1 rRNA gene is annotated in these 260 nt (G+C 55.4%); it reads left to right on the top strand.

Annotated elements, in window-relative coordinates:
* Positions 1-260, top strand: a 23S ribosomal RNA gene (locus KNP83_RS14995); the annotation flags it as partial.

Genomic DNA, 260 nt, shown 5'->3' with positions numbered 1-260 from the left:
AAAGAAAATTCGATTCCCTGAGTAGCGGCGAGCGAAACGGGAACAGCCCAAACCAGGAAGCATGCTTCCTGGGGTTGTAGGACACTCTACACGGAGTTACAAAGGGATAGGATAGGTGAACGACCTGGAAAGGTCGGCCAGAGAAGGTGACGGCCCTGTAGCCGAAATCCCATCCCCTCCAGAGTGGATCCTGAGTACGGCGGGACACGTGAAACCCCGTCGGAATCCGGGAGGACCATCTCCCAAGGCTAAATACTTCC

The sequence above is a fragment of the Exiguobacterium sp. s146 genome (genome assembly GCF_018618415.1).
Taxonomy (GTDB): Bacteria; Bacillota; Bacilli; order Exiguobacteriales; family Exiguobacteriaceae; genus Exiguobacterium.
Note: the sequence above shows the minus strand (reverse complement) of the source record. Positions and strands in the feature narration are given on the sequence as shown.